At 45.8% G+C, this 5,048-nt stretch carries 3 protein-coding genes; all 3 read left to right on the top strand.

Annotated elements, in window-relative coordinates; genetic code table 11:
* Nucleotides 1-479, top strand: a 479-nt coding sequence (locus tag HNR44_RS17455) for a M28 family peptidase (RefSeq protein ID WP_184405977.1), incomplete at its 5' end; no start/stop codon positions are given.
* Between the two features lie 82 nt (nt 480-561).
* On the top strand, nt 562-3,198 hold the full coding sequence (locus tag HNR44_RS17450) for a M14 family metallopeptidase (protein WP_221434348.1): 2,637 nt from the start codon (nt 562-564) through the stop codon (nt 3,196-3,198).
* Nucleotides 3,199-3,333: 135 nt separating this feature from the next.
* Nucleotides 3,334-5,048 (top strand): M14 family metallopeptidase (locus HNR44_RS17445; RefSeq protein WP_184405975.1); only part of this gene is annotated, 1,715 nt, incomplete at its 3' end.

Raw genomic sequence — 5,048 nt, 5'->3', positions numbered from 1 at the left:
CTCTTGGTGCCGAGGAGATTGGTCTAGTCGGCGGGTTTGAATATGTAGATCAGTTGTCTGATTCGGAAATTGATCGCAGTGTGGCCAATTTTAATTTGGATATGGTTGGAACAGCTTGGGAACCAGCTTCTCAACTTCATGTTAGTACTGTTGATGGAGAAGCGAATGCTGTATGGGATTACACAGATTCAGCTGCTGAAAGATTAGAATTAGATGATGACAAACTTACTTTACACCAATTAGGAAGGTCTGATCACGTTCCGTTTTATGAAGTGGGTATCGATGCCGCACTCTTTATCTGGATGGAGCCGGGCACAGCACCAGGTCAAGCAGGGATAGAACCTTGGTATCATTCTCCTGGAGACACGATCGATCGTGTGAGTCCTGAAAAAATTCAGATGGTTGGAGACCTTATTGATTCTGCTGTGTCTGACCTTGTTACCGAACAAGAGCCTTTGTTAACAGATGAAGCTGCTTAGAAAGTAAATGACTTGTTGCAAGGGGCTGACTGTTTTTGGCTGAAAAAAATGACAACCAATAACTCAAAAGAGGAGGAGCCTGATGAGATCAAAACGGTCTTTACCTTATGTGCTCATGTTGTCGATCACGGTTTTGATGCTTTCAACCTTGGGGTCAGAAACATACACAGAAGCTTCTTCCGATGATTACGAATTTGAACGGGATACTGCACACGTTCGGATTACAGTGCCGGATGAAAAAGCATTGGACGAGCTTGTGGCAAGCGACCTGGAATTAATTGAATATGTACGAGAACAGGAAGATATGTTAGAGGTTGATGCCATTGTCACCCCGAATGAACTGCAAGAGTTGAATCAGCAATACGACGTAACAACGATACAGAGACGGAGTGAAGCTGAACAAGTTTTGAGAGAACGTCAACAGAACGTTCAGCAAATTCAAACACTCACTGAGCAAGTAGACGAGGTTAACATTTTACGTGCTCAGCACTTTACGAATCAATCCGGTACCTTTTTGTATGTTGAGTCAAAAACAAGTGCTGGAGATGCTGCAAGTGTGGCATTGACAGCGGAATGGACCGATGATAGCGGTGAGGAGCACACTGTAACCATGGATCGACAAGAGGATTATGGTGAGTATTTGTATCACCGAATGTTGATCGATGTGGAGTCCGTTCCCGAAAATGTGACGGTGAGCAGCAATCAAGGCGGCTCTGCTGAAGCCTCTGTCAGTGAATGGATCGGTGATCCACCTGAAGCAGGGGATCACTATGTCAGTGACTTTATCGATCACTATATGACACCGAATGAGTTGAATGAAAGAATTGAACAATTGGCTGCTGAGTTTCCGGAACTGGCCGAAGTGGTGACTATGCCCAATGAAACGAATGGATATCGAAGACATGCTCAAGGCATGATCGGTGATCCGGGGGATAACCCGGAAGCAGCGATTGTGATCACATCCAATGCATGGGGACATGAAGGTGGAAATAACATTTCGGTTACTGTTGAGATTCCGGATAATGCGAATGAGGATTTGCAAGTGGATGTAAACAGCGAACACATTACAGTCAACCTTGCGACCGACGGTTCGGCTAATCCTTCAAGTACGGCTGCTGAAGTGATTGAGGCTATCAATGGAGCTTCAGAGGACATGGTTACCGCTTCAAGTTTCAGAAGTTATGAAGGAGAAGGAATTGTTCAGCCGCAAAGTGAAATCGAACTGAATAACAATTTGAATGCCCCTCAGGATGTTTCACGTGAGCCAGCTGATGTAAAAGCGATTCGCATCGGAAAAGATCGAGATGGCTCTCAAACCGGGGTGTTGGCATATGCTCAAGAGCACGCCCGCGAATGGGTGACCCCCCTTGTCACGATAGAAACAGCAGAACAGCTATTGAGAAACTATCACTCTGATCCCGAGACCCAAGAGCTCGTAGATAATCTTGATATTTTTCTCGTTCCGTCTATAAATCCTGACGGCGCAAACTATTCGTTTCATGATTATAATTGGCAACGCAAAAATATGGCAAATCATTGTGACATCGAGAATAGTGACCCGTATCTACGTGATTCATGGGGCGTTGATTTAAACCGTAATCACGCGGTCGGTTCTGTATATGACGGCTATATTGGAGGATCAACGAATTGTACATCCGGGACATACGCTGGACCGGAGCCGTTATCTGAACCTGAAAGCGAAAACTTGATTTGGTTGGCAGAAGAGAACCCGAACATTAACTTTGCAATGAATATTCACAGTCACGGCGGTTATTTCATGTGGTCTCCGGGAGCATATGACGAGAACCGTAATACGTTGCCGCGTCCGACAGCGGGCGAAGAAGCCTACTATTGGGAGGCTTCGGAAACGATTTTGAATGCGATTCAGGCATATCGGGGCACCGTTATTTTGCCGGAAAGAACCGGACCAATTCCAGATGTCTTGTATTCTGCAGGTGGAAACTCTGCTGATGCACTTTGGTATGACCATGACATTTTTGCCTGGAATTTTGAAGTCGGTGCAGAACTTTGGAACCCTGATGAAGAACGTTGGGAATCCCAAGGTTTTCAGCCCCCTTTTGAAGAAGAGGGCCACGCCCAAGGAATGGAGTTTGCCAGTGGATTGATCGGCATGCTGGATGTTGCCAATGACTACTATCAAAATGAGGATCCACCAAGCTCTACAGTAAGTCCGGAAGAAGGTTCATATAACGAACCCATAGAAGTGAGCTTCGAAACGAGTGAACCTGCAACGATTTATTATACGCTTGATGGCTCAAAACCGACATTTGATTCCAATGCGCTTCAACTTGCAGGTACACGTGAAGGTGCTGAAACACTGACCATCAACGCTACTACGACGATGAAATGGTTTTCAGAGGACATGGCAGGAAATGTTGAAAATCATTACGATCCGAAAGGTACTGAAGAAAATTACAATGAGGCCGAATTTTTAATTGCATATGATGTAGAAGGAATGAAGCAGCTTGTGGAGCTGTTCGAAGATGAGGGAGAAATTGAGAGCGCCGAAGCTGCACGTGCGCTAATCACTCATTTGAGGGCTGTCAGTCATTACGAAAATCAAGAAGAAACGGAAAAAGTGATTGAACACATGGAAGGACTTAAGGATTTGCTGGACCATCAGCTGAACGAAGAAATGATGTCGGAATACGCATATGATACTCTTTATTCTTATACTGAAGATGTGATTCAGCAATGAGACAGATGTTGTTTCGGAATTAGATCAGGGAGAACACATGAGCTCCCTGTGGCAGGAGTGAACTGTCACAGGGAGCTGTCCATTCATGCTTAAATGATAGGAAGCTATGAGGAGATGCCAAGGTAGGAGGTCAGTATGAAAATCATAAACTTGGAAACCATGAGTCCTCTCGTTTTGTTTTTTTCATTACTATTAATCGTGAGCTCTTGGGAGGGAGTGGCTGCAGCCCAAGAGAAAAACGACTTTGATGAGCCTCCGATAACTGGTTTTGAAGATCGAGATGGAGAAGAATGGACGACTCATGAAGAGGAATTGGAATTCTTGGAGGAGGTCGAGGAAAAATCGGAACGAATGACGTATTCTGAAGTGGGTACCTCGGTAGAAGGTCGGCCGCTGCATTTAGTGCAGGTAGGGGGTCCTTCTCCCGCCACGGACGAGGAAATGGCTGATGGGCAAAATATGTTGATTATTGGCTCGCAGCATGGGAATGAGCCAGCTCCCCGTGAAATGGCATTACAATTATTACGGGACTTAGCTTTCACGGAGGATCCTGAACGGGAGGGTCAGTTGGAGGAGCTAACAGTGATGTTCATCCCAACGGCGAACCCGGATGGTCGGGAGGCGGATACTCGAACGAATGCCGAGGGGGTAGACATTAATCGTGAACATTTGAATTTAGGGACTCCTGAAATCCAAGTGATCGGAGAAGTGCTGAATCAGTACAACCCAGATATCACGATTGATGCCCATGAACGTCCAAGCGCAGATGGGAATCCGGATATGGAAATGCAGTGGCCCCGTAACCTTAATGTTGACGATGAGCTACGCGAATTAAATGAAGAAATGGTTGAAGATTATTTACGGCCGAATGTTGAGGAGGCTGGTTTTACAACAGGATTATACGGCGATGCTTCTGAACCTACTCTTGGGCTCGAGACTGTATTGTCCCAAATGGCAGGATTGCGGCATGGTTTGGGACTATTGACCGAATCATCCGGACAGCAAGATCCTAAGTATCGGGTGGAAGCACAAATGGAAACGGTTGAATCAACGTTAGAGTTTTACCGTGAGCGGATGGATGACGTAACAACCGTCGTCAGTGAAGCTCCGAGCCGTAAGATGGAAGAGGGCGCAGATCGGTCCGAACCTTTCTATTTGGATGGTGCAGACATTCGAGAGCCGGAAGATTCGGATGTATTAGATCCTCATCCGTGTGGTTATTTACTTCATTCATCACAGGCTAATGAAGTAAGCCTTCATATCGATTCATTTTCATTAGAGACTGAAGAGGTGGGCGAAAATGGCGTTTTTGTGTCCATGTCCCAGCCGATGATGACCGTTGTTCCCTTCCTACTCGATGGAGAAGCTTCCTATAACGAAGTGGAAGGGTTGGCGTTAGAAGATTGCTCGGATCCAAGGATCACGGCTTCCGGGCTACAAACCCTTGTTGAGCAGTTGGATGAAGCCGGAGAGTTTGAAAATAGCGACGCACCGTATGCGTTAGATGTTCATTTAAGGGCGGTGAGTCACTATGAAGATCAAGAGGAAACGGACAAAGTGGTGGAGCATATGGGAGGTTTTCATAACCTTTTAATTCAACAGTTGGAGAATGACTGGATATCTGAAGATGCCTTCCACATGTTAGAGACTTTTGCCGATGACTTGATTGAAAACTATGGAGAGACTTTTGATGTGGATCGAGTGATGGATCACATCTCCCATCTAAGTGAAGACATTGGACCGCGAGTCGCCGGGAGCGAAGAAGAGCTAGAGGCTGCTGAGTATATTGAAGATGAATTTGACAGTCTTGGATACGATACGTCCATGCAAACGTTTGATATTAGAGGTGA

Source organism: Geomicrobium halophilum, assembly GCF_014207655.1.
Classification (GTDB): domain Bacteria; phylum Bacillota; class Bacilli; order Bacillales; family Marinococcaceae; genus Geomicrobium; species Geomicrobium halophilum.
Note: the sequence above shows the minus strand (reverse complement) of the source record. Positions and strands in the feature narration are given on the sequence as shown.

Excerpts from the sequence above, each read along its gene's own strand:
- HNR44_RS17450 (WP_221434348.1), top strand. The coding sequence starts at position 562 with ATGAGATCAAAACGGTCTTTACCTTATGTGCTCATGTTGTCGATCACG.